The 25,479-nt window shown below is 36.9% G+C and carries 21 protein-coding genes and 1 riboswitch; of the genes, 18 read left to right on the top strand and 3 right to left on the bottom strand.

Annotation, left to right across the window (positions count from 1 at the left end; all coding sequences use genetic code 11):
* Nucleotides 1–56: 56 nt before the first annotated feature.
* A complete protein-coding gene (locus tag LCP48_RS18610) occupies nt 57–1,049 on the top strand; it encodes an agmatinase family protein (RefSeq protein WP_009373114.1) in 993 nt (330 codons plus the stop codon).
* A 115-nt stretch (nt 1,050–1,164) separates the two neighbouring features.
* The gene (locus tag LCP48_RS18605; protein ID WP_004228212.1) at nt 1,165–2,052 is read left to right on the top strand and encodes a 5'-3' exonuclease; all 888 of its coding nucleotides are present in this window, start codon (nt 1,165–1,167) and stop codon (nt 2,050–2,052) included.
* 89 nt (nt 2,053–2,141) lie between these two features.
* Here LCP48_RS18605 and LCP48_RS18600 read toward each other — a convergent pair whose 3' ends face one another.
* Nucleotides 2,142–2,645, bottom strand: a complete 504-nt coding sequence (locus LCP48_RS18600; protein ID WP_009373110.1) for a C39 family peptidase — start codon at nt 2,643–2,645, stop codon at nt 2,142–2,144.
* A 56-nt stretch (nt 2,646–2,701) separates the two neighbouring features.
* A complete protein-coding gene (locus LCP48_RS18595) occupies nt 2,702–3,019 on the bottom strand; it encodes a thioredoxin family protein (protein ID WP_004228217.1) in 318 nt (105 codons plus the stop codon).
* Nucleotides 3,020–3,399: 380 nt separating this feature from the next.
* On the opposite strand from LCP48_RS18595, the gene LCP48_RS18590 reads away from it, so the two are divergent.
* The 14 genes from LCP48_RS18590 to LCP48_RS18525 all read left to right on the top strand — a co-directional run bounded on the left by LCP48_RS18590 (nt 3,400) and on the right by LCP48_RS18525 (nt 20,230).
* The gene (locus tag LCP48_RS18590) at nt 3,400–5,784 is read left to right on the top strand and encodes a 3-hydroxyacyl-CoA dehydrogenase/enoyl-CoA hydratase family protein (protein WP_225340420.1); all 2,385 of its coding nucleotides are present in this window, start codon (nt 3,400–3,402) and stop codon (nt 5,782–5,784) included.
* 49 nt (nt 5,785–5,833) lie between these two features.
* A complete protein-coding gene (locus tag LCP48_RS18585; protein ID WP_004228221.1) occupies nt 5,834–7,006 on the top strand; it encodes an acetyl-CoA C-acetyltransferase in 1,173 nt (390 codons plus the stop codon).
* Nucleotides 7,007–7,132: 126 nt separating this feature from the next.
* Nucleotides 7,133–8,917: an acyl-CoA dehydrogenase family protein gene (locus tag LCP48_RS18580; protein ID WP_004228223.1), complete on the top strand. Its 1,785-nt coding sequence runs from the start codon at nt 7,133–7,135 to the stop codon at nt 8,915–8,917.
* Nucleotides 8,918–9,098: 181 nt separating this feature from the next.
* Nucleotides 9,099–9,455 carry an arsenate reductase family protein gene (locus LCP48_RS18575; protein WP_004228225.1) on the top strand — a complete coding sequence of 119 codons (357 nt, stop codon included), beginning with the start codon at nt 9,099–9,101 and terminating at the stop codon, nt 9,453–9,455.
* Nucleotides 9,456–9,536: 81 nt separating this feature from the next.
* Complete coding sequence (gene gcvH / locus LCP48_RS18570; RefSeq protein WP_004228227.1) at nt 9,537–9,917, top strand: glycine cleavage system protein GcvH; 381 nt, start codon at nt 9,537–9,539, stop codon at nt 9,915–9,917.
* Nucleotides 9,918–10,008: 91 nt separating this feature from the next.
* On the top strand, nt 10,009–10,350 hold the full coding sequence (locus LCP48_RS18565; RefSeq protein ID WP_004228229.1) for a toprim domain-containing protein: 342 nt from the start codon (nt 10,009–10,011) through the stop codon (nt 10,348–10,350).
* Nucleotides 10,351–10,364: 14 nt separating this feature from the next.
* Nucleotides 10,365–10,676, top strand: coding sequence for a thioredoxin family protein (locus LCP48_RS18560; protein ID WP_225340419.1), 312 nt, complete (start codon nt 10,365–10,367; stop codon nt 10,674–10,676).
* Nucleotides 10,677–10,732: 56 nt separating this feature from the next.
* Nucleotides 10,733–10,836: riboswitch (SAM riboswitch) on the top strand.
* A gap of 82 nt (nt 10,837–10,918) precedes the next feature.
* On the top strand, nt 10,919–11,947 hold the full coding sequence (locus LCP48_RS18555; RefSeq protein WP_004228232.1) for a methionine ABC transporter ATP-binding protein: 1,029 nt from the start codon (nt 10,919–10,921) through the stop codon (nt 11,945–11,947).
* Nucleotides 11,937–12,605, top strand: a complete 669-nt coding sequence (locus LCP48_RS18550; RefSeq protein WP_004228234.1) for a methionine ABC transporter permease — start codon at nt 11,937–11,939, stop codon at nt 12,603–12,605. Before LCP48_RS18555 ends, LCP48_RS18550 begins: the two co-directional genes overlap by 11 nt.
* 68 nt (nt 12,606–12,673) lie before the next feature.
* Complete coding sequence (locus LCP48_RS18545) at nt 12,674–13,525, top strand: MetQ/NlpA family ABC transporter substrate-binding protein (RefSeq protein ID WP_004228236.1); 852 nt, start codon at nt 12,674–12,676, stop codon at nt 13,523–13,525.
* A 206-nt stretch (nt 13,526–13,731) separates the two neighbouring features.
* The gene (locus LCP48_RS18540) at nt 13,732–14,592 is read left to right on the top strand and encodes a response regulator (protein ID WP_004228237.1); all 861 of its coding nucleotides are present in this window, start codon (nt 13,732–13,734) and stop codon (nt 14,590–14,592) included.
* Nucleotides 14,589–15,632 (top strand): HEAT repeat domain-containing protein, encoded by a 1,044-nt coding sequence (locus tag LCP48_RS18535; RefSeq protein ID WP_004228238.1) that lies wholly within the window; start codon nt 14,589–14,591, stop codon nt 15,630–15,632. Before LCP48_RS18540 ends, LCP48_RS18535 begins: the two co-directional genes overlap by 4 nt.
* The gene (locus LCP48_RS18530) at nt 15,633–17,054 is read left to right on the top strand and encodes a glycosyltransferase family 2 protein (RefSeq protein WP_004228239.1); all 1,422 of its coding nucleotides are present in this window, start codon (nt 15,633–15,635) and stop codon (nt 17,052–17,054) included. It begins immediately after the preceding gene.
* Nucleotides 17,051–20,230 carry a hypothetical protein gene (locus LCP48_RS18525; protein WP_009371997.1) on the top strand — a complete coding sequence of 1,060 codons (3,180 nt, stop codon included), beginning with the start codon at nt 17,051–17,053 and terminating at the stop codon, nt 20,228–20,230. Before LCP48_RS18530 ends, LCP48_RS18525 begins: the two co-directional genes overlap by 4 nt.
* A 38-nt stretch (nt 20,231–20,268) precedes the next feature.
* Here LCP48_RS18525 and LCP48_RS18520 read toward each other — a convergent pair whose 3' ends face one another.
* Nucleotides 20,269–21,171 (bottom strand): glutamate biosynthesis transcriptional regulator GltC, encoded by a 903-nt coding sequence (locus LCP48_RS18520; protein WP_004228242.1) that lies wholly within the window; start codon nt 21,169–21,171, stop codon nt 20,269–20,271.
* A gap of 202 nt (nt 21,172–21,373) precedes the next feature.
* On the opposite strand from LCP48_RS18520, the gene LCP48_RS18515 reads away from it, so the two are divergent.
* Together LCP48_RS18515 and LCP48_RS18510 are read left to right on the top strand one after the other, a co-directional pair.
* Complete coding sequence (locus LCP48_RS18515) at nt 21,374–24,271, top strand: histidine kinase (RefSeq protein ID WP_225340418.1); 2,898 nt, start codon at nt 21,374–21,376, stop codon at nt 24,269–24,271.
* Nucleotides 24,243–25,007, top strand: a complete 765-nt coding sequence (locus tag LCP48_RS18510; RefSeq protein WP_004228246.1) for a response regulator — start codon at nt 24,243–24,245, stop codon at nt 25,005–25,007. Before LCP48_RS18515 ends, LCP48_RS18510 begins: the two co-directional genes overlap by 29 nt.
* Nucleotides 25,008–25,479 lie beyond the last annotated feature (472 nt).

The following is a 25,479-nucleotide window of genomic DNA, read 5'->3' as shown; positions in this document are numbered from 1 at the left end:
GAGCACCAATTGATTTAGGTCAATTGAACTTGAAGGAAAAGAGAAGAAGGTGGTAGATGAATATGTTTACACAGTCAGAATGCCAATGGAAGCAGGAAAATGGATCAGCTATGCATCAGTGGATAAAGCAACAAACAAATCCGAATCCGAATGAGGTGGATATTGTCGTATATGGCGCTCTTTTATCATATGCCAATGGTGCGTCATCAAAAGCGCAATACCCAACAGCCTTTCGTAAGGCTTGGCCAGGTTTTCAATCGTATAATTTAGATGAGCAGGTGAATTTACGTGCCCTTTCAGTTGTGGATATCGGGGATGTAGCGATTCTAGAAAATGATAGAATGCTTTCGGAATCTGCCATCGAGGCTGCTGCGGAAAATTTAAGTATAGCCTTTCAAAGAAGTTTTACTTGTTTGATAGGGGGAGATCATACTATTACCGCACACTCCATAAAAGGTATAAAAAATGCCTTCCCACAAGATCGCATTGGCATCATTCAGATTGATACGCATTTAGATGCAAGGAACCAAGAGGAAATTGGTTTAGCGCAAGATTCTCCAATTCATCAGTTAATTGCAGCAGGGGTTGTGGAGGGGAGACATGTCTATAATGTCGGTTTGCATGGCTTCTTCAATTCACCCGAAATGATTCATTATGCTAAAGAACAAGGCATCCATATGATTACGTTAAAGCAAATGCGACGTGATGGTATTCAACTCACAATACGTGAAATGCTGCGTCAGCTTATGTATGAAGTAGATCGCATTTATGTATCAGTGGATTTAGATGCACTTGATATTGTATTTGCCTGTGATGTTCCTGCAGCTTCACCTGGTGGTTTAACGGCTTATGAGTTATTTGATATCCTCAAGCTTATTGGTGAAAATGAAGGTGTGCGTCATATTGATTTTGTTTATGCTGATCCTAAAGAAGGTATACTACGTCCAGAAACTGTTAAAATCGGTGTAACCGCATTTTTACAATGGTTAACAGGCATTCAGCTAGATCATCGCAATCGTATCTCGAAAAAGGGAAAGGTTATGTTGTAAAGCAAGTGTATTTCCGAGTATTAACAATGCTGATTTTTAAAAGTTTGCTATAATGTTTAAGTAGAAAACAATAAATAAATACAAACTTTGTATTGTAATAGAGAGGAAATTTATGATGACAACAAAACCAAGATTATTGATTGTCGACGGTATGGCACTGTTATTCCGTTCTTTTTTCGCTTCGGCTGCCATGGGGCATTTTATTCGCTTGGCAGATGGAACACCAACGAATGGAGCCCAAGGGTTTGTGCGACATGTTCTAACAGCACAAACTATTATGAAGCCAACACATATGGCTGTTTGCTGGGATATGGGCGCACACACATTCCGCAATGATTTATTTGATGGCTATAAAGCGAATCGCCCAGCACCTCCAGAGGAAATGCTACCACAATTTGATATGGCGAAAAATTTATCGCAGCAAATGGGCTGGCAAAATTTCGGCGTGAAGGGCATGGAGGCAGATGATTTAATTGGCTCCATGATAACGAAATGGCAGGACGAGGCAGATATTACGGTCATTAGTGGTGATAAGGATTTACTTCAGCTTTTAAGACCATCTACAGAAATTGCGTTTATGAAAAAGGGCTATACAGAATATGATATTTATACACACGCTCGCTTTAAAGAAGAATATTGTATTGAACCATCACAGTTTGCACAGGTGAAAGCCTTTATGGGTGATTCAAGTGATGGCTACCCCGGTGTGAAAGGGATTGGTCCTAAACAAGCATTAACGCTTATTCAAACATATGGCTCAATAGACAAAATCCTGGCATCTCTCGGTGAATTAAAGCCAGGTCAAAGAACAAAAATTCAAGATAATTTAGATATGTTGCAGCTATCACATGAGCTTGCAACGATTCAAACCAATGTACCAATTGACGCTGATTTTACAAGCCTTGTGTTACCAACTTACGAACCACATATTTTTAAAGCAATAGAAGAGCGTGGCTACACGCTAATTGCCAAGCATGCCCGTTCTTTGTATTCGCTTATTTAATCAATCATCGCAGAGTATAGTCATATGCTCTGCTTTTTTATTGTAAGGAAAAGAATAGAAAACAAATAGAAGGCTAATCGATATTTGCTCTAGTAAGGAACCATTTTTACGAAGGATAAAACCTTGTCGTTGTCTTTATAGAGAGCCTGACGAATTTGGCTATCACGTTGTGGACCACCATTATCATGGAATATTAGCCATAGCTCATCATTTTTTATCTCATAGCCAATAAGCGGTACCCAATGATAAGCAAAGGCTGATCTTGTATCTCGCCACTGAAGGCTAAAGTAGCGATCAAAACGCATAGCAACTGGTCGACCTGCATCAATTTCCTGTAGAGCTTCCTTTAATGAACAAGTTCGAATATCCCACTTTGGAAGCAGTTGACGAAGATTGTGTATCAGTCTCCATTTGAATAAGCCTATTTTTGTACCACCAAGCAGTTTATAAAGCTCATTAATGGAAGGAGTTGACTCATTTAAAAAATTTAAGATGACATGAATCGTAGTAGGTCCACAGGCAGAATTGCGATAGCTTGGTGCAATGGAAATCCCATATTGTGAAGCCCCTCGTAGTGCCAATTGTTGACGCATAATAAACTCCTTTCAAAAAGAGCTGCATTTCAAGAAGAAATGCAGCTCTCTCGCCATTATTGTTGAGCAGATAAAAATTCTGTTACTTGCTGAGGTGTTTTTGCATTGGCACTATGTAAATGTGCAAGTTTTTCACCATTTTGGAAAATCAATAGGCTTGGAATTCCCATAACATCGTACTTATCAGCAATTTCTGGAAGCTCGTCACGGTTTAGCTCATACCAGTCATATTGGTTGTACTCTTCAATGATTGGATCGATGAACATATTCATACGTGTGCAATCAGGACACCAGCCAGCATAAAATTTCACTAAAACTTTTTGGTCGCCAGCGATTAATTCGTTAAATTGTTCTGTAGTAGTAATAGTTTTCATTAAGTATTCACTCTCCTTGCTTTCCATTCTACACATTTTTCTCGCAATCTGAAAGTTTTCTGTTTGGCCGTTTCGATCGCTACCTCTTGTCCTTTTTTAGCTCGTTAAAAACAAAAAAAGATGTATACTGCAAAAATAATTGTTGAAAAAAGATTGCTAAATTAGACAAAATAATCTACACTAAAAACAGAAAAGTAGTTTTATCTTCATTCATTGAGAAGTGTCATTTTGGAACGAAGATAAACCTTAGTCGTGCTTGGTTGAGTGGAGGGAATCTCTTTCAACAAAAGGACAAAAAATTTACTAAGGTACACTTGATATTTTTTTGGCCAAAAAATGAATGGCTATTCATTCAATGGGAGAATAAGGGGGAATTGCTTGTGACTTACAACATTAAAAAAGCAGCTGTTCTAGGTTCTGGGGTGATGGGCTCTGGAATTGCAGCACATTTAGCAAATATCGGTATACCAACATTACTATTGGATATTGCACCAAAGGAACTAACGCAAGAGGAAGAAGTAAAGGGCCTTTCTTTAGAGCATCCAGCTGTTAGAAATCGTATTGTAAACGGAGCTTTGCAAAAGTTATTAAAGCAAAAGCCAGCACCACTTACTTCTAAGAAAAATTTATCACTACTATCAGTTGGCAACTTTGAGGATGATTTAGGGAAACTAAAAGATGTAGATTGGATTATTGAAGTTGTTGTAGAAAACTTATCAATTAAACAAAGTCTGTACGAAAAAATTGACGCAGTTCGTTCACCAGGAACAATCATTAGTTCAAATACATCTGGTATTAGCATTAATGCAATGGCAGAGGGACGTTCAGCTGATTTTCAAAAGCATTTTCTTGGCACACACTTTTTCAACCCACCTCGCTATTTAAAATTATTAGAAGTGATTCCTGCCAATACAACTGCTCCTGAAGTAGTTAGCTTCATGAAAACGTTTGGGGAAGATGTGCTTGGTAAAGGAGTTGTACTTGCAAAAGATACACCAAACTTTATTGCCAACCGCATCGGAACATATGGTCTACTTATCACTTTACAGGAAATGTTAAAAGGTGGTTACTCTGTTGGTGAGGTAGACTCTGTAACAGGTCCGCTTATCGGCCGTCCAAAGTCTGCAACTTTCCGTACGCTAGATGTAGTTGGTTTAGACACATTCATTCATGTAGCGAAAAATGTTTACGATCAAACAACAGGTGAGGAGCAGCAAGTATTTGCAGTACCTGAATTTTTACAAAAAATGGTCACTAACGGTTGGTTAGGTGCAAAATCGGGTCAAGGTTTCTTCTTAAAACAAGGAAAAGAGATACATGAGATTGATCCAGCAACCTTAACGTATAGTCCAGCCAAAAAATTAAAAACACCTTCTATTGAAATGGCAAAACAAACTCGTGGATTGGCCAATAAAGTGAAGGCGTTAACCTATGCAAAGGATCGTACAGGCGAGCTATTATGGGGGATTTTTGCACCAACGCTCCTTTATTCTGCACAGCTACATGGGGAGATTGCAGATGATATCGTAGCCATTGATAACGCGATGAAATGGGGCTTCGGCTGGCAACAAGGGCCATTTGAGATATGGGATGCTATAGGCGTAAAAGATTCTGTGGCGAAAATGGAGGCTGAGGGCCGAGAGGTACCTGCATTTGTCAAAGAGATGTTAGCAAATGGCGTGGAGACATTCTATACAGAATTAGACGGAGATTTAGCTTACTATAATGGTTCACAATATGTGAAAGTGCCAGTCAATGAAAAAGAGATTAATTTAAAACGTTATAAGAAAAAGCATGGTGTGATTAAATCAAACACAGGTGCTAGTTTAATAGATTTAGGGGATGGAATTGCATTACTTGAGTTCCATTCGCAATCCAATGCAATCGGTTTGGATATTATCCAAATGATTAACTTTGCGGTAGATGAAGTAGAGGCTAACTATAAGGGCTTAGTCATCGGTAATCAGGGGAAAAACTTCTGTGTTGGGGCTAATCTAGGAATGATTTTAGTAGAAGCACAGGATGATAATATATTTGAGCTAGATTTCGTCATTAAGGCATTCCAAGATGCTATGCAGAAAATTAAATATTCACGTAAGCCTGTTGTAGCAGCACCGTTTGCCATGACATTAGGCGGGGGAGCAGAGGTTTGCTTACCAGCAGCACATATTCAAGCAACAATGGAAACATATATGGGCTTAGTGGAAGTAGGGGTTGGATTAATCCCGGGTGGTGGCGGAAATAAAGCGCTCTATCAAAAATTCCTCAAGGGCTTACCAAACGGCGTAGAGGTAGACTATCAACATATTGCTAATAAAGTATTTGAAACAATTGCGATGGCGAAGGTTTCAACATCTGGTGAGGAAGCACGTGAAAATAATTTCCTAAACTTTGCGGATGGTATTTCAGTTAATCCAGATCATCAATTGTATGATGCGAAGCAGGCGGCCTTAGCACTTTACGAAGCGGGCTATCAACCACCTGTACCAACTAAAGTGCCAGTGGTCGGTGCATCAGGCTATGGTACATTACTCATCGGTGCGCAAGGGATGTTTGAGTCAGGCTTTATTAGCAAACATGATTTAAAAATTGCTAAAAAATTAGCTTATGTTATTGCAGGTGGAAAAGTTCCGTACGGCACATTAGTCGATGAGCAATATTTATTGAACTTAGAGCGTGAGGCATTCCTTAGTCTTGTTGCTGATCCGCTATCACAGCAAAGAATGCAACACATGCTGTTAAAAGGTAAACCACTTCGTAACTAATTGACGAAATAGATCAATCTTGCACATGAAACAAAGGGGGATTAATACGATGCGTGAAGCCGTTATTGTAGCAGGAGCACGAACTCCAATTGGAAAAGCAAAAAAAGGTTCTTTAGCAACAGTAAGACCAGATGATTTTGGTGCTGTTGTAGTCAAGGAAACATTGAAAAGAGCAGGCTATGAAGGGCCAATTGATGATTTAATTTTAGGCTGTGCAATGCCTGAAGCAGAGCAAGGAATGAATGTAGCACGTAGTATTGGGGCACTTGCTGGATTACCAGATACAACCCCTGCTCTGACAATTAACAGATTTTGCTCATCAGGTTTACAGGCAATTGCCTATGCAGCAGAGCGAATTATGTTAGGACACTCAAAGGCAATTCTTGCTGGTGGTGTAGAATCTATGAGTATGGTGCCGATGGTAGGGAATACACCACGTTTAAATCCGACTTTAGCAGAAACGGCTCCACAATATTATATGGGCATGGGGCATACAGCTGAGGAAGTAGCTCGTCAATATAATGTTAGTCGTGAAGATCAAGATGCTTTTGCTGTTCGCTCGCACGAGCTTGCTGAAAAGGCAATTAAAGAAGGTAAATTCAATGATGAAATTGTACCAATCGAAGTGGAACAGCATTACGTAGACGATAACAATAAACCACAGGTGAAAAAATTCACATTTAGTATGGATGAAGGTGTACGTCCAGGTACATCAGTTGAAGGTTTGGCAAAATTGCGTCCAGCTTTCCACGTAAAAGGCAGTGTAACGGCGGGTAATGCCTCTCAAACTTCCGATGGTGCAGCAGCTGTACTAGTAATGGATCGTGAAGAAGCTGACAAGCATGGACTGACACCAATGGCAAAATTCCTAGGCTTTGCAGTTGGCGGTGTACCTCCTGAAGTAATGGGTATCGGGCCTATCGTGGCAGTGCCAAAAGCGTTGGAAATTGCAGGTTTATCCATCGAAGATATTGATTTATGGGAAATCAATGAAGCATTTGCTTCACAGTCATTACAGGTAGTACGTCATTTAGGCATCGACCAAGAGAAAGTCAATGTCAATGGTGGAGCGATTGCATTAGGGCATCCACTAGGCGCAACGGGAGCTATTTTAACATTAAAGCTAATTCATGAATTGAAGCGTCAAGGGAAGAAATATGGCGTAGTGACAATGTGTATTGGTGGCGGCATGGGTGCTGCTGGTGTATTTGAAATTCTATAATTTTTGCTAGATCAGCTTGAGGTGTACTGTTTACGGTTGCCTCCGAACATTGTATACGTCAAGCTTTTCTATACATGATCATTAGGGGAATCAACTAACAAAAAGATATATTGGGAGGAATTAATCATGACTGAAAAAACAACTGATTTCATTAAAGGCGGCGGATTTCTTATTGAAGATGTGGAATTAGATCGTGTATTTACACCGGAAGATTTCACTGACGAGCATAAAATGATTGCTAAAACAACAGAGGAATACGTTACAAATGAAGTTTTACCAGTAGTGGAAAATTTAGAGCACCATGAATTTGAACATTCAGTGCGTCTCCTAAAAAGTGCAGGCGAATTAGGTTTACTTGGAGCAGATGTGCCTGAAGAATACGAAGGGCTTGGATTAGACAAAGTTTCTTCCGCTTTAATCGCTGAAAAAATGTCTGTTGCAGGTGGTTTCTCTATCACACATGGTGCTCATGTTGGTATTGGGTCATTACCAATTGTTCTATTTGGTAATGAAGATCAAAAGAAAAAATATTTACCTAAGCTTGCTTCAGGTGAATTAATCGCTGCCTATGCATTAACAGAGCCAGGTTCAGGTTCAGATGCTCTAGGTGCAAAAACGACTGCAAAATTAAATGAAGCTGGCACACATTATATTTTAAATGGTGAAAAACAGTGGATTACGAATGCAGGCTTTGCTGATGTATTTGTGGTCTACGCAAAAATTGATGGCGATAAATTCTCTGCCTTTATCGTAGAACGTGCCTACAATGGTGTTTCAGTTGGTCCTGAAGAAAAGAAAATGGGGATTAAATCATCATCAACTCGTACATTAGTATTGGAAGATGCGGAAGTACCTGTAGAAAATCTATTAGGCGAAATTGGTCGTGGGCATATCATTGCGTTCAATATTTTAAACATTGGTCGTTATAAACTAGGTGTGGGCACAATTGGCGGATCGAAGCGTGCATTGGAGTTAGCTATTCAGTATACAAACCAACGTCAGCAGTTTAAGACAAAGCTTTCTGATTTCAATCTGACAAAAGAAAAATTATCAACAATGGCTTCTCAATTGTATGCTTCTGAATCATTAAACTATCGTACTGTTGGACTATTTGAGGATCGCTTAAGCCAGTTAAGCCTGGAAGAGCAAAAGCAAGGAAAAGTAATTGCAGGTGCGATCGCCGAATATGCGATTGAATGCTCTATTGCCAAAGTATTCGGTTCAGAAACATTAGACTATATTGCTGATGAAGCTGTCCAACTTCATGGCGGTTATGGCTTTATGGCTGAGTATGAGGTAGAGCGTATTTACCGTGATTCTCGTATTAATCGAATTTTTGAAGGTACAAACGAAATTAACCGCATGATTGTACCTGGTACATTTATGAAAAAGGCGCTAAAAGGTGAGCTGCCATTATTACAAGTGGCTCAAAATTTACAGCAAGAGCTGCTTATGCTAATGCCAGAGGAAATCGGTACAGAGCCGTTAGCACAAGAAAAATATTTAGTGAAAAATGCCAAGAAAATTGCTGTCTTAGCTGCAGGCTTAGCAGCCCAACGCTTTGGTGCAAAGCTTGATCAAGAGCAAGAAGTATTGGTAAACATTGCGAATATAGCTAACCAATTATTTGCAATGGAATCAGCTGTCTTACGTACAGAGAAGGCAATTGCTCGTGACGGTGTTGAAAAAGCACATCAAAAATTGCTATACACACAAATTTTCTGCCAAGAAGCATTCGCAGAAATCGAAAAGGAAGCAAAAGACACAATTCTTGCATCAGCAGATGGCGATGCAGCCCGTATGACATTATCTGCACTGCGTAAGCTAACGCGTAATAATCCATACAATCTAATTGTGAAGAAGCGTGAGGCTTCCGTTAAATTAATTGATGCTGAAAAATATATTGTTTAGTGCAAATTTAACCTAGCTATCTGCAAAAGATAGCTAGGTTTTTTTATATGAGATGGATAATCGTAAAAGGAGCGGATAAATTTGCACAACTGGTGGATAAACTTACAATAAAGAGTGAAGTTCACCATTCAAAACAACTATGATGGTATACTACAGAAAAAGACAGAAGAGGAGCATTGTAATGACGATTCAATTTTTCCATTATCCGAAATGTACAACATGTAAAAAGGCACAGAAGTGGTTAAATGAGCATGAGGTTTCCTATGAAGAGGTACATATCGCAGAGCAACCTCCCACTAAAGAAGAATTAACAGCTATTTGGCAGGCTAGCGGACAGCCTTTGAAGAAATTTTTTAATACCTCAGGTATGAAATATCGTGAGCTTGGCTTAAAGGACAAGTTAGCCGAAATGACGGAGGATGAGCAGCTTGAGTTATTAGCTTCAGATGGTATGTTAATTAAACGTCCCATCGTCACAGATGGAAAAAAAGTTACTTTAGGTTTTAAAGAAGTAGATTTTGAGCAAGCTTGGAAATAACCGTATTAAACCTTGTATTTAGAGGAGAAGTATGGCACACTGAAAGTGAATATATTACATATTTATGGAGGGGTTTTTTGCATGAGCACACCTAAAGACTTACGATACTCTGAAGAACATGAATGGGTAAAAGTAGAAGATGGAAAAGTACGTATTGGTATTACTCACTTCGCACAATCTGAATTAGGAGATATCGTATTCGTTGAGCTTCCACAAGTTGGCGACGAAATCAAAACAGATGATCCATTCGGTAGCGTAGAATCAGTAAAAACTGTTTCTGAATTATATGCACCAATCTCAGGTACTGTAGTGGAAGTAAATGCAGATTTAGAAGATAGCCCAGAATTCGTTAATGAATCACCATATGAAAAAGCATGGATGATCGTTGTTGAGCCTGCTGATGCATCAGAAGTTGAGAAACTAATGACAGCAGAGCAATACGAAGAAATGATCGCTGAATAAGACAAGCCATAATCGAAAAACGTCGGCAACTACCGGCGTTTTTTGTTATATAATGACTTATAAGTGGGGATCTCTAAATGGAGGTGGCGTAATGTTCGAGGGAAAATGCTTGATAGTAGAAGGGCGTTCAGATAAGCTACAAATTGAGCCTATTTTGAATGAGAATGTTACAATACTATGTACGAATGGTACAATTGGTGTGCATCAATTAGAAGAACTACTGGATCCCTATGAGGGCTGTGAGCTATTTACTTTTTTTGATGCAGATACTTCTGGGGATAAGCTACGTGCATTAATGGACAGACATTATCCAGAAGCTGAGCATCTGCGCACAATGCCAACATACAAGGAAGTAGAAACGACACCAAGAAAAGTCCTAGCGATGATTTTACTGCGTGCACATTTTTCAATCCATAATGAATATATTTTGTAAGGTTGCGTGAGTAAATGGAAGAATGGTCAACAGAGCAGTGGGAAACGGCTAAACAGTCGGGAGAGAGAACTGCATTTTATTTATATACACCGATGTGTGGAACATGTGCAGTGGCATCTAAAATGATGTCCGTTATTGAACAATTACTGCCACAGCTACAAATTGGGAAAGCAAATATCAACTTTTTGGAACACATTGCCTATGAGCATCAAATTGAAAGTGTTCCATGTCTACTCATCAGTGATGGCGGAAAAGTGACAGAAAAAATTTATGCCTTTCAATCCGTACCATTTTTATATGAATTGTTAAAAAAATCAATTGACTGAACTTTACTAGCGTGGTAAAGTATCAAATATATTACTAAAACATTAAATATATCGAACTCTTATGAAGAGTGGCGGAGGGAAGTGCCCTATGAAGCCCGGCAACCATCACAATGTGAAAAGGTGCCAAATCACTCAAAGATTTTTCTTTGAAAGATGAGAGAACGGTTTAACGTATCATACGTGACCCCTTCTACTTGTCTGTGAGTGAAGGGGTTTTCTATATGAGAAAAGGAGTATTCGCTATGATCCAGCTTCAAAATATTACAAAGAAATACAAAACAGCAAATGGCGAATTAACGGCAGTCAAAGACGTCAACCTTACTATTAATAAAGGTGAAATTTTTGGCATTATCGGCTATAGTGGTGCTGGTAAAAGTACCATGATTCGTTTATTAAACGGTTTAGAGAAACCGACAGCAGGAACAGTAACGGTGAACAATCAAGAATTTTCATCGATAAAAGGGCAAAAGCTTAGAGCGGCTAGACAAAAGGTAAGTATGATTTTCCAGCATTTCAATTTACTTTGGTCGAGAACAGTTGCCGAAAATATTGCATTCCCTCTAGAAATCGCAGGCTTCCCAAAGGCTCAACGTGAAGCACGTGTGAAGGAATTGATTGCCCTTGTAGGCTTAGAAGGGCGCGATAAGGCATATCCATCCCAGCTTTCTGGTGGACAAAAGCAGCGTGTTGGAATTGCACGTGCATTAGCGAATAATCCAGAGGTTTTACTATGTGATGAGGCGACTTCCGCACTCGATCCTGAAACAACGGATGCTATTCTTGATTTACTCGTAGATATAAATGAACGCTTAGGCTTAACGATTGTCCTGATTACCCACGAAATGCATGTCATTCGCAAAATTTGTCATCGTGTAGCGGTGATGGAGGCAGGCGAAATTGTGGAACGTGGTGAGGTATTGCAAGTCTTCCAAGCCCCACAGGCAGCTATTACTAAGAAGTTTGTATCTCAAATTACAGACACTAAGGAAACACAAGATACGGTAGCACAAATTAAAACAAACTATCCAACTGGGCAACTTGTCAAACTTATTTTTGTTGGTGAAAAAACAGAACAGCCTGTCATCTCACATCTTGTGAAACAATTTGATGTAGAAGTAAGTATTGTTCACGGAAATATTTCGCAAACAAAAAATGGTGCATATGGTACATTGATTGTGCAAATTGATGGCTCTCAGACAAACGTCACTGAAGCCCTTCGTTATTTAAATACAGTGGAAGTACAGACGGAGGTGATTGAAAATGCTAACTAATCTCTTTCCGAATGTAGACTGGGAAAATATGTGGCAAGCTACGTATGAAACATTATACATGACAGCTATATCAACGGTTGTGACATTTATTCTTGGGTTAGTCATTGGTATTGTTCTATTTTTAACTAGTCCCAATCAGTTATGGGCAAATAAAATCGTTAACTTTTTAACAGGATCACTCGTAAATATTTTCCGTTCCATTCCATTTATCGTATTAATTATTTTATTAATTCCATTTACGAAATTTTTACTAGGTACAATTCGAGGAGCGAATGCGGCGTTACCTGCATTAATTATCGGTGCAGCACCGTTTTATGCTCGTATGGTATTAATTGCGTTACGTGAAATTGATAAAGGTGTGATTGAAGCAGCTCGTTCAATGGGGGCGAAAACTTCTACAATTATTTGGAAAGTATTGGTTCCTGAATCATTACCAGCCTTGATTTCTGGTATCACTGTAACGGCTGTTGCTCTTGTAGGTTATACTGCGATGGCAGGAATTATTGGTGCAGGGGGTCTTGGTAACTTAGCTTTCTTAGACGGCTTCCAGCGAAATCGCCAAGATGTGACATTAATGGCAACTATTTTGATCTTAGTAGTCGTATTTATTATTCAATGGATTGGTGATTTAATTACCGAGAAAATTGATAAACGCTAGCAAGAAAAAGAGGTTATTTCGGTTCTTACCGCTAACATATTTTAAACAAATAAAAGGGAGTGTCATAAATGAAAAAGTTATTAGCAGGATTATTTTTATCCATACTTGTACTAGCATTAGCAGCTTGCGGTACAGATAAAAAAGAAGATGAAAAATCAGCATCAGGTGATCAAACAGATAGCAAAGAAAATGTAACATTAAAAGTAGGTGCTTCTAATACACCACACGCAGTCATTTTAGATAAAGCAAAACCGATCTTAGCTAAAGAAGGCATTGACCTTGAAATTGAAACGTATACAGATTATGTTCTACCAAACCAAAATTTAGAGTCAAAAGATATTGATGCAAACTATTTCCAGCACATCCCTTATTTAGAGCTACAAATTAAAGACAATGGCTATGATTTCGTCAATGCAGGTGGCGTTCACATTGAACCAATCGGTATTTACTCAAAAAAATATAAAACGTTAGAAGACCTGCCAGAAGGCGCAACAATCTTACTTTCTAACTCAGTATCTGACCATGGTCGTATGCTGTCATTATTAGAGGCTAAAGGCTTAATCAAATTAAAAGAAGGCATTGATAAAACAGCAGCAGAATTAAAGGATATTGAAGAAAATCCTAAAAACTTTAAATTCGATGCAAACACTGCACCAGAAATGCTTGTACAAATGTACGAAAATGATGAAGGCGATGCAGTGCTTATCAATTCTAACTTTGCCATCGATAACGGATTAAACCCAATTGAAGATGCTATTTCTCTTGAAGATAAAGAATCTCCATATGTTAACATTATCGCTGTACGTGCAGGTGATGAAACAAAACCTGAAATTAAAAAATTATTAGAAGTATTAACATCTAAAGAAATCCAAGACTTCATTTTAGAAGAGTGGAAAGGTGCAGTAGTACCGGTAAAATAAGAATCAAATAAAAAGGGTACATAAGTTTAACGACTTATGTACTCTTTTTTATTTGTAGTTAAATTGATGAGAAACTATGTATTTTTTATGACGTCTATTTATGTTTAGATATTGTTTAGTCACATTTATTACTATAGTAATGTTGTTAATATACGAAATAAATGATAGAAAGTAATAATAAGAAAAAACTAGATGGAGTGATTCTAATGAATGATATAAAATTCACCCATGATATCATGCAAGAACATGAAGTAGAACGTTACTTTAAAATATGGCGAGAAAATGTTATTAGATCACGCCTTACCATAACAGCAGTCTTTTTAAAAACAGCTAATTCTACACCACTAAATGATCAAGTTACCTCGTTTTTACAATCAAAAATACGCAAGACAGACTTGCTTTTTCAACTAGCCGATGGGGATCATTGGGGCATCTTCTTTTTACAAAGTAGTGATGTAGAAGCTAGGGCGTTTTTAAAACGAATATTTGCCATCTTAAAAGCAGAACGGAAGTTCCAACAGATTACATTAAAAGCCTCTATAACAGAAATAAGAAATAATAACGTTATTTTTGAAGAGCTGTTAAATAAAAATAAACAGATGTTACTAAGGGATGAGCAATTGATATGGAGTATAGCAGAGGTAAAGGATTACTGTGAGCAACCAACTGAATTAGTGAAAGTTAGTATTATTGAGCAAAATGCAATTTTTAGACAAGTATTAAAGTCAACGCTTAATCAAATAAATATCCCTTATTTTTCTTTAGATGTGAAGGTTTATGATGATGGCTATAGCTTTTTGCAATCGGATGATTATAAATCAGGGCATATGCATCTAATTCTTATGAATGATATTTTACCTCTAAAAAATGGCTTAGAAATATTGCATATCTTACGACATATGCCCAATGAAAAGAAATTTATTATTTATATGATGTCAGAACGCAATTCTGAAGGGGCAGCGCTTAATGCTTATGAAGGCGGTGTTGATGAATATATTGTCAAACCATTTAATTTACGTTTGCTAGAAGCCAAAATTAAAAGAACGTTTGCGAGGTTTTGGCTATGATCAAGCTGACTATTTCGACGCTTTTTACAATAATTTTCTTCTTATTAGTTGTGCTCTTTATCTTTTTAATGTATTTACTTGTTCAGCGACAGCGTGAAAGCTATTTTGAAAAAGTTCGTGACCGTTATTTACAAAATTATTCTCAACTTTGGTATGATTACTTATTCAATAGCGCATTATTTAGTATCGTATTGGTACCTCGAGGAAGTGCCCAAGTAGAAGCTATTGAAAAAATTTTTTCATCCTATTTAAAGAATATAAGGAATGAACAGGTGGAACTAAAAATTAAACAATTCTCCAATCAATATTTAAAAGCATTCTACGAAAAAGATTTATCAAGTAGACGATGGAGTATTCGAATGAATGCCCTCTATCGAATTGCGGACTTACAAATAGAGGAATTGCTAACGAAGTGCCAAGATTTCGAAAAAAATAACAGTACAGATGAAGAACATTTCCAGTTATTAAAAATATACTCCCTTTTCCAACCAGATTTATTTATGGAGAAAATAAAAAATTCCAATGTAAATTACGCTGAAAGTGAATATAGAAGACTATTTGTATTATTAGATGATAATGTATTCATTCGATTTTTCCATGATTTTAATAGTTTGTCAGCCAATATGCAATTTGCTGTTATTGATACTGCTGCTGTAAAAAGAAAGATGGAGTATCTGGATGAATTAAAAAAATTATTAGATCATGATACACCGGAAATTAACATCAGAGCATTAAAAGGGCTTTATGAAATTGGTATTATTGATGAGATTGATCCCTTGATACCTTTTGTGACTTCAGAAATGTGGGAAGCCAGGTTAATGGTTGCTAAAATTTTTAAGCATGTACCGCTAACTTACACTTATAGTTATTTAGAGCAGCTTCTTCAAGATGAGAATTGGTGGGTACGTTCCCAAGCGGCAAAAACGATTGTAGAAGATCGACAAGGTATAGCCAAATTACAGCAATTCATTGAATCCTCAAATGACCAATATGCAATTGAAATGGCCCAGGAAATTGCAGCAAGAAAAGAGGGGAAGTAAATGAAAATAATTGACTATTGCATGATGTTTTTTGGGGGCATCATTTTATTTTATATGCTGTTCGTTATCGTGTCATATTGTACAATGTTCATCATTGCTATGCTAGATTTAAGAAAACGCTATCGTCTCGATCTATCAGAGTATGATGATGCGCATATCGATGCCTTTTATTCAAAACCCGTGTCCTTACTTGTTCCTGCTTACAATGAAGAAGTAGGGGTTGTAGATACAGTTTATTCATTATTGAATTTACGTTATCCTCAAACTGAAATTATCATTATTAACGATGGATCTACAGATCAAACCCTTCAAACGGTCATCGAACATTTTCAAATGAAGCCAATCAATAAAATTGTCCGAACTAACATCCCTACAAAAGACATTAAGCAAATATATGAATCTGAAATCTATAAAAATTGTATTTTAGTTGATAAAGAAAATGGTGGTAAGGCTGATGCACTAAATGTGGGTATTAATGTATCTCAATATCCGTATTTTTGCTCTATTGATGGGGACTCCATTTTAGATGAAAAATCCTTACTGCGGGTGATGAAGCCTATCATTTTATCTGATGGTGAGGTCATTGCAGCAGGAGGTAATATTCGTATTGCAAATGGTGCAAAGATGCAGTTTGGCTCTATTTATGAAACTCAATTACCTAGCAATTACTTAGTAATTATGCAAGTAATCGAATATTTGCGGGCATTTTTAATGGGGCGAATAGCTTTAAGTAAATTCAATTTAGTCCTTATTATTTCAGGAGCATTTAGTGTTTTCTCTAAAAAATGGGCTGTTGAAGCAGGTGGCTATTCAACCAATATTATTGGCGAAGATATGGAACTTGTAGTGAATATTCATCGACTTATAAAAGAAAAAAAGGAAAATAAACGTATTGAATTTGTACCTGACCCAGTTTGCTGGACGGAAGCACCTCAAACATTGGGGGTACTGCGCAATCAACGAAGAAGGTGGCATCAAGGGTTATTTGAAAGTCTATGGAAGCATAAAAAAATGACCTTGAATCCTAGGTATGGCATGATTGGATTTCTTTCGTTCCCGTATTTTTGGTTAGTAGAATGTCTAGGGCCTCTTGTCGAGTTAGGTGGATATATTTATATTGTCATAGCCTTTTTCTTAGGGAAAATTTATTATGAGGTTGCACTCATGCTGCTACTACTATTCGTTATTTATGGTGTTATTTTTTCAATAGCGGCAGTATTGTTTGAATCGTGGAGTATGAATACGTATCCGAAAAAACGAGAGTTGTTCCGCATGATTCTTTTAGCGTTTACAGAAATTTTTTGGTATCGCCCACTAACATTATTCTGGCGCTGTGAGGGATTAGTTCGTTTTGTCTTAAGAAAAAGTGACTGGGGTAATATGAAACGTGTCGGCATTGCTGAAAAGGAGAAAAGTGTATGAAACGAGTCTATATAGGGATTATGGTCGTTCTAGTCCTCATTATAATCCCTATTGCATGGTGGTACTTGGAAGATGAAAAACAGCTAAATGTGGCCATTATAGATAAAACGGTTCCGAATGAATCTTACCGAGAGCACTTAGGGGTGAATTGGTTTTTAAACCATTATAAATATAGATTGAATAATGAACCTTATAAAGTGGAACGCAATTTCTATGGAACCGTTCCAAATGATGAAACTAAAAGCGTTGTAGAAAAGAATTTGCCAAATGATTATAGTGACTATGATGTCATTTATTTGGCAGATACGTACGGAGTTTATAAAGATGATTTACAACAAGCAAAACGTTTAGGTGAGCGTTCTGAAAAAATTGTTGGAGGACTTGAACAAAAAGAATGGCAGGCAATCGTCGAACGCTTAGCCAGCAAAAAGAAGAGTATGTTAATTGCCGAGTATAACACGTTTGCTTCACCAACATCAGGGGAAGTTCGTAAAGAATTACAGGATTATTTAGGAATCACATGGTCTGGCTGGATCGGGCGTTATTTCGATGAGCTTGATTATCATAAAAACTTAGAAATACCGCAATGGGTTATCGATGAACATGGCGATAATTGGTCATATAAAGGTGGAGGCTTTTTACTATTTAACGAAATAACTGAAGAGCTCCTTGTTCTAGAAATGGACAGGCATGTTAAATCTGAAGGTATTCAAGTGCAGTTTACTGAAAATGGGGAAAAATTCTTTCATTCATCTGCAAGGGCGCAATACAATTATTGGTTTGACATTATTACACCCAAATATGCTGAAGATGCTCTAGCAAATTATAAATGGGATTTAACGAAAAAAGGAACAGAACTGTTAAAGGATAATGGCATTCCAGAACAATTTGCAGCAATTGTAGGCCAAGATAAAAGCTACACATCTAGTTATTATTTTGCAGGAGATTTTAATGATATCGCACGGGTACCGAATATTTATAAAATAAAAGGGTTACCTACAATCTATAAATATGCTGAGAAGTATGCGGACAGTTCGTTTTATTGGTCCATTTACATCCCAGTAATGCATAAAATATTTGATTCATTTGAGCACAAAGAGGTTCAGGAAACAGTAAATTATGAAAAATTAAACTATAATGCAAGGATTCAGGGACAATCTTTTGAAGTGCTAAGAGATGGCAAATGGGAACCAATCGTATTTAAGGGTGTCAATATCGGAATGGGGAAACCTGGCGCCTTTCCTGGAGAAGCAGCAATTACAGAAGAGGAATATTATCGATGGTTTAAACAAATAGCAGAAATGAATGCCAATACGATACGAGTCTATACATTACATCCACCTGGCTTTTATAGAGCACTTGCTAAATATAATGAAGAACATTCAACTAACCCATTATATGTTTTACATGGGGTTTGGATTAATGAAGAAGGTTTAGCAAATTCATTGGACGCCTATGATAAAGAAACGTTAAAAGATTTTCAATTAGAAATGAAACGAGTGGTAGATGTCATTCATGGAAATATCTATGTGGAGCCTCGACCAGGACATGCATCTGGCTTGTATGATGTAGACGTATCAAAATATGTTATAGGATGGGTACTAGGAATTGAATGGTATCCACATATGGTTGCTGGAACGAATGAAAAACATGCAAATATTGGTCAGTACAATGGTACTTTTTTTGAAACCAAGAATGCCTCTCCATTTGAGCATTGGCTAGCAGAACAAATGGATGTTGTGTCAGTTTATGAAAAGGAAAAATATAACTGGCTACGTCCAATGAGTTTCACGAACTGGGTCACAACGGACATTCTTGAACATCCGTCAGAGCCATCTGAGGAAGAAGATTTAGTAGGGGTCAATCCAAATGTTATTTATACGAAAGGAGAGATGATTGCGCCGGGACAATTTGCTTCCTATCATGTGTATCCTTACTACCCTGACTTCTTTAATTTCGATAAAGATTATTTAAATTATGTCGATTTCCGTGGGAACAAAAATAGCTATGCAGGTTATTTAAATGAGCTCCATGAAGCTCATACTATGCCTGTTCTTATTGCGGAATTTGGTATACCAGCATCACGTGGGAAAACACATGATAATGTATATGGTTGGAATCAGGGGCAAATGTCAGAACAAGCACAGGGAGAAACACTTCAACATTTATTTGAGGATATTATGCATGAAGGGCTCATGGGAGGACTTGTTTTTACATGGCAAGATGAGTGGTTTAAACGAACGTGGAATACGATGGATTATGATGATCCGAATCGTCGACCATTTTGGTCCAATGCTCAAACAAATGAGCAACAATTTGGTTTATTAAGCTTTGATAGACTGAAGGTAAAAGTAGATGGAGAGACAACGGAATGGACAGGTAAACAGCTATATGATACTGCACCAAACAATCCAACAGATTTTGCAGTAGACTATGATGAGCGCTACTTGTACATTAAATTAAAAAGTGAGAAGTTAGCCAATACCTCTCCTCGCATTTTATTAGATGTTGTACCAGATCAAGGAAATACGTCTGCTACATCTATAAAAAATATGAAGTTTTCAAATGGTGTTGATTTTATAGTTGAGCTCAACAAAAATGGTCAATCTAGAGTTGTTATTGATGAATACTACGATTTCTATGATTATTTATATGGCCACCGTTTAAATTTAGTTGCTCCCCGAATGGCTAATGCTATTGAAAATAGTGGAAAGTTCTCTCCTATTTATTATGTGTTAAATAAACAACTATTTTTACCTGAGCAAAATAGAACGACTGATTTTAGTATCTACGAAACAGGGAAATTACTTCAAGGAAATGCTAATCCAGAAGCAAAAGATTATGATTCTTTAGTTGATTATACTTGGACCGATGACAATGTTATCGAACTTCGCATCCCTTGGCTATTGATTCAAGCTAAAGATCCGAGTCAGCGTGAGTTTATAGGTAACCTGTATAAAGATGGCGATAAAGCGGCCGTTAAAGTAGACAATATTTATATAGGTGCTTTATTTGTAGATAAAGAGAACAACGTTGTTCAATCTATGCCAGCAGCTACTAATGGTATTTTACCACCACTGTCTGCTTATACATGGGAAACATGGCAAGTTCCCAAATATGAAGAGCGATTAAAACAATCCTATTATATTTTACAAAAATTATTTAAATCATATTAAAGGAGCTAAGGGTTGATTCTTCTACCCTTAGCTCTTTTTTATTGAAATTGAGAAAGGCGGGAAAAGAAGTTTTTCACAAAGTCTAAAAATATAGCTTCTGAAGGTGCGATTTCTCGATTAACTGGTGAAATAATACCAACTGTTCTAGGTATTGTTGGAGATTCGATAGGGACCTTAATGGTAAAGCGAGCTGCTGAATCATAAAGAGAGCTCTCTGGTAATAGACTAACACCTATGCCAGCTGCGACTAAGCCCTTTAGTGCATCCAAATCTTCTCCCTCTGAAATGACATTTGGTAAAAAGCCTGCAGCTCGACAAGCATCCATCGCTACCTTATGCAAAATGTAACCATCTGGAAATAATACAAATAGATCATTTCTCAACTCTGCAAGCTGTATGCTTTCTCTTTTAGCTAATGGATGATTGGCTGGTAAAAGAGCAGCAATATTTTCAGTGAACAGAATGGTTGATTGGATGGATTCGTCCTTCGGGGGCAGGGGTCCCAAAAAGGCGAGGTTCAACTCCCGATTTTTGACTGCATCAATCAAAAATCGATAAGACCCTTGACGTAGTTGAAATTGTAAATCAGGATATTCGCGTTTAAAGGCTGAAATAACGGTTGGCAGAACATAGCTAGCTAAACTTGTTGGAAAGCCGATTTTAATTGAGCCCTTTGCAGGATCAAGATATTCTTCTATTTGCTTTGCTGCAAAATCGATGGCCTTTAATGCCGTAATGGTATGTTCAAGAAATGTCTTCCCTATTGGTGTTAATTTGACATTTCGTCCCACTCGTTCAAATAACGGGGTGCCTAACTCATCTTCAAGATTTGCGATTTGCCGACTAATGGCAGATTGGGCTACATGAAGATGCTCAGCTGCCTCTGAAATATGCTCACGTTCAGCAACCTCTACAAAATAGCGTAATTGACGTAACTCCACTAACATTTCACCTCTATTAATCTAAAAATAAGATTGATTATACCTTAATTATATATTATTTAAGATGAAAAATAACTGTTCATGTCAAAATAAAAATTATAAGCTGTTAGATATTTGAGAGTTTGCTATTGTAAGATGAGGAGGAGGTGGGATTCATGATAAAAAAAAGTTTAGTTGGTTATTTATTTTAATAGCCATCACGATGCTAACTTATTTAATTTTTAACGATCAAGATACAAGCAATACTAAGTTACAGGCAGTGGATGGTCAATTAGATTTATCAGAAATAACAAAAGAGGAAGAGATTGTAGCATTGTCTGGAGAATGGCGTTTTATAGGCAATAAATTTCTTGAACCCGCTAATTTTCCTGATCATGCTCCCATTGAAAAGGTTCCTGGACCATGGCAGGCCGATGCAGAGTATGGTACTTATCAACTTAAAATTAAGCTACCCCCTCATTTCAAAAAAATAGGTATTCGGGTACGAAATATTTGGTCATCTCATCGACTTTTTATAAATAATGAGATCGCTGCCTCCTATGGTAAACTTGCTACTGCTCGAGAAGCATCGGAACCAAGTAATCCTGTTTATGAAGTGTATTTTTCACCTTCTTCAGATTCGGTGATCCTAACAATACAAGTTGCAGATTTTTATAATGCAAGGCATGGCATTATATTTCCTATAGATATTGGAGATGCGGATGCTCTTGCAAAAGATGTCATTCAAGATGTGTACTTAGAAAAAACAACGATTATCATGTTATTAATATTTTCAATCTTTCATTTTAGTTTGTATTTATTAAGAATAAGAGACAAAGCGTTTTTTTATAGTGCAATGTATTTTTTTACGTTGGCAATTTTGGTATGTACAAGAGGCGAACGAACTCTTTATAGAGAGTTTCCTACTATAGAATTTGAATTTTATTTTCGTTTGCAAGATTTTATAACATATATAAATGCAGTGATGCTATTCCTGTTCTTTGCCTATACGGTAACAGCTATGATGAAGCGTAGGACAGCTTTATTATTTGTGTCACCACTACTATTATATGGTGTTGGAACACTGCTTTTACCAGCAAGATCCTTATCAGAGCTACAATATATATTTTTTACCTATATAAATTTCCTAGCATTTTTTATAATAGGACGATTATTGTATTTGATCATGACGAAAAGTGCTCATGTTCCGAAAAATGAACTGATAATATTAAGTGCCACAATTATATCTCTATTAATTTTTAGCATAAGTGGAACCTTTGATCAGCTTTTTTTCTCTGGACGAAATGTTTTTAATCGTATTGGTCTGCTATTCTTTGTAGTATGTATGAATATTTATTTGGCAATGCGACTAATTAATCGAACAAGAGACGCTGAATTATATAGTCAACGTCTAGAAAAGGCGACAATCGGTAAGGATTCCTTTTTAGAAGTGACAACAAATGAATTAGAACAACCTCTTTATCATGCATTAAATATAATAAAATCCTTATCAAATCAATCTATGACGGATAAGCAACAACTACTAGAACAACAATTAGAACGCTTATTATATCTAGTAAATGACTTAAAAGATTTTACTAGAATAAGATTTCAGGATTTCAAAATAGATGTACATCCAGTTAATATACAAATGATTATTCAGCATGTACTAACTATGCACGAAAAGAAAATAAAAAAAACGCATATTCGTTTATACAAGCACATGAATCCGAAATTATTAGTTCAAGCTGATGAGCAGCGTGTAGGACAAATCTTATACAGGGTACTTGAAACAGCTATTGCTCACGCTGGGAATGGGGATGTGATTCTAACTGTTTTACATCTTGATACAGACGTAAGGATCTTGGTAGAAGGAGCTGGCCCTGAGCCTATACAGCAAAAAGCAGCAGATGAGACAGGACAGTCGATAGGGAAAGCCATCATTGAGCAGATGGGTGGTACATATTCGATAGATTTATTACATAATGGCATTCGATTTATCATCACCTTGCCATTTGGGGGCTATGAGCAAGTGCTAAAAGACAACGAGAAGTTTATCATTACGAATGATCAGCCACTGTTCAATGAAAATTTGCCAAGATTACTCATAGTTGAGGATGATGTCATTCATGCAGAGGTTTTACAAACATTACTACAAGGCCAATATGCGATAGAGGTAGTGCATTTTCCTGAGGAGGCACTCAGCGTTATTCAGCAAAAAAGACCTGATTTTTTATTAATAGATGAAGTGATGCCTGGAATGGGGGGCATTGCCCTAACCAAGTATATACGTCAGTATTATAGCTATATAGATTTACCGATTATGATGTTAGTAGCCAATGAATATCCAACGAATATTTCACTTATCCTGGAATCAGGAGCCAATGATTATATCCGTAAGCCAGCTACAAAAGAAATGTTACTTTCGCGTTTATCGGCTATAGCATTAACGAAAGATGCGATGGGCAAAGCGATACAGCATGAAATGGCTTTTCTACAGGCACAAATCAATCCTCATTTTTTATACAATGCACTCAGCAGTATTATTTCGTTTTGTTATACAGACGGAGAGCGAGCAGGGCATTTATTAACGATGCTTTCTACCTATTTACGTTATATATTAGAATCAGGTAAGGATGGACAACGCGCAACGTTAGAGAAAGAGCTTGAAATTATACATGCCTATGTAGAGATTGAACAAGCACGCTTTGGTGATAAGTTAACGGTTATTTTGACAGTAGAAGAGACATTAGATGCTGCCAAGGTAGAAATTCCAAGTTTACTGATACAGCCTTTAGTTGAAAATGCAATTCGTCATGGGATTTTTGAAAAGGATGGAAATGGGACAGTCTTTATTGAAATTAAAAGGCAGCAAAATAATCTTAGCATTCAAGTGAGAGATGATGGCGTTGGTATGACTGAGGAACAGGTAAAAGCTTTAAACAATGGAGAAAATATATTTTCAAATGGCATCGGATTTACTAATGTTCTACGTCGAGTAAAAGAAATGCCGAGTGCTACTCTTTCTATTACTTCTAAAAAAGATGAAGGTACAACAATGATACTTATACAACCTTTAAAGGAGCTTCAACATGTGGAAAATTATTATGGTAGAGGATGAACAGCCAATTTTAGATTTGCACAAGCTATTACTTGAAAAAGAGGGACTTTTTCAAGTTATTGCCACCTTTACATCACCTTTAGAAGCAATAACTCAAATTTTGTCCATTAAGGGTGAATATGATGCGCTAATTTTAGATATAGAAATGCCTAAGATGAATGGATTAGAGCTTGCGGCTATTTTAGTAGAAGAAGGCATTGATGTCCCTATTATTTTTTCAACAGCCTATGCAAAATATGCTGTTGATGCTTTTCGAGTACAAGCATTAGACTATGTATTAAAGCCCATGACACCAAGTATTGTACTACAAGTAAATGAAAGACTTACAAAATATTATGGGCGTCAAACACAGCGAAACACTACGAAGTTGGTAGTTAGTTTAAAAGGTGAGGTTGGAACAAGGATACATGACAAAGCTATTAAATGGCGAACAAAGGTTACGGAGGAGCTATTTTATTATTTATTAGTCCATGAAGGAATCGTAGTATCGAAGTATCGTATTTTAGATGATATTTGGCCTAATATAGATGAGAAAAAAGCGTTAGCTAATCTTTATAATACGATTTACCGTCTACGTCAGCTTTTTATAGAGCTAGGTTTACCTATTCAAATAGAACGCGTGAATGAGGGCTATGAGCTGAAGACAAATGATGCAATTGTTATCACTTCTACCTCAGAGTCAGATGCTTTTTTACTGGAATCAAAAGGATATTTATGGGCATATCATCTAAATTAATGGAGAAATGGCAGAAATGTTGGATACAATCTACGTTTCTGTCTTTTCATTTAACTAAATTTACTTTTCTGAGGATACAATCCATTAATTTTTATAGCAAAATTTCTTTCTTCCAATATGAACTTAAATTGATTCCATTTTAATGAAATAGGTTATAGTATAGATATGTTGTTTATGCTAATTTGTCACAAAACAGCTACAATTAGCACTTTTCTCGAGGTTTTCACTATGTAGCTAGATGAAATCAATTCTCAATTAGGGATATTTTATTGAAAATGAAGAAAGTCTATTCTCATTGTTTAGGTGAAGTAGTAATAATCTGAAAATGCTTACAAAGTCTTTATTTTTAAAGATTTTATTTAAGGAATGGGAAAGTAATTGAAATGGTTTGCATAGAGAACGATTTTCAGTTAAGATTAGAATGATGATAATTAAGGAATGGTTGACCCATTCACTGAACACTATGGAGGTA

This window comes from Lysinibacillus capsici (assembly GCF_020217405.1).
Classification (GTDB): domain Bacteria; phylum Bacillota; class Bacilli; order Bacillales_A; family Planococcaceae; genus Lysinibacillus; species Lysinibacillus capsici.
Note: the sequence above shows the minus strand (reverse complement) of the source record. Positions and strands in the feature narration are given on the sequence as shown.